The sequence below is a fragment of the bacterium genome (genome assembly GCA_040755795.1).
GTDB lineage: Bacteria > UBA9089 > CG2-30-40-21 > CG2-30-40-21 > SBAY01 > JBFLXS01.
Map to the genome: position 1 here is coordinate 1 of JBFLXS010000706.1, position 1,285 is coordinate 1,285.

At 39.8% G+C, this 1,285-nt stretch carries 1 protein-coding gene; it reads right to left on the minus strand.

Features of this window, described 5'->3' with window-relative positions; all coding sequences use genetic code 11:
- Positions 1-1,075, minus strand: a 1,075-nt coding sequence (gene glnA / locus AB1414_21095) for a type I glutamate--ammonia ligase (protein MEW6609909.1), incomplete at its 3' end; no start/stop codon positions are given.
- Positions 1,076-1,285 lie beyond the last annotated feature (210 nt).

Consider the following 1,285-nt stretch of genomic DNA (forward strand, 5'->3'; position numbering starts at 1 on the left):
CGTATTTATTCTTAATCCCTTCTAATCCAGCCGCCAACATCACGGCGAAGGCAAGATATGGGTTACAGGCGGGGTCTGGACAGCGCAGTTCTGCCCGTGTGGCTTGCTCACTGCCTGGCCGATACATCGGCACACGAATAAGTGCCGTCCGATTGCGGTGAGCCCAGGAAATATAGACCGGAGCCTCATAGCCAGGCACTAACCTTTTATAAGAATTTACCCACTGGGATAAAATAGAGCATATTTCGCGGGCATGTTTTAATTGACCAGCAATAAAAGACTTCGCTGTCACAGACAGATTATGTTCATCGTTTGGGTCAAAAAAGGCGTTCTTTGTGCCCTGAAATAAAGATTGGTGAGTATGCATGCCAGAACCATTTACCCCAAACACGGGCTTAGGCATAAAGGTAGCATAAACACCTTCCTGCTGAGCAATCTCTTTTACCACCATCCGATAGGTCATAGTATAGTCAGCCATAGTAAGTGCATCTTGATACCTTAAGTCTATTTCATGTTGAGATGGTGCTACCTCGTGATGTGAAGTCTCAACCGGGATACCCATCTCTTCTAATACCTTGACTGTCTTTTTTCTAAGCCGATTAGCCAGGTCATAAGGCACTATATCAAAATATCCACCTTCGTCTAACCCTTTTGCTTCCTTGTTGGATTTAAAATAAAAATATTCCAATTCAGGCCCAATATAGTAGGTAAATCCTAACTCTGCGGATTCCTTAATTATCTTTTTCAAAACATATCTTGGGTCTCCTGGATATGGGGAACCATCCGGATTAAGAATATCACAAAACATCCTGCCAACAGGTTCTTCGACAGGTTCCCAGGGTAGCAATTGAAATGTTTCTGGTTCAGGTTTAGCCAGAATATCACTCTCTTCAGCCTCAGCAAATCCAGTAATAGATGACCCATCAAAACCCTTTCCGTGTTCAAATGCCGATTCAACCTCTCTATCGGTTATAGTTACACACTTAAGGAAACCAAGCACATCGGTGAACCAGAGTTGAATATTTTTGACATTCTTCTCCTTTATAATCTTTAAAACCTTATCTACTTCTCTCATTGATACACACTCCTTTTAATTTGGTTAATAACGGCTATAGTATAACACCTTCCCAACAAATTGTCAATAAAAATGTTTAGTCATGTTACGGAAATATCATTTATGGACTATTTGTAAAAATCATTTATGGACATTTAATTCCATTTTAATTCCCCAAATTTAATTCCCCAAAAATATTAAAAATGTATTTAATTCTTCTCTTTAAATTTC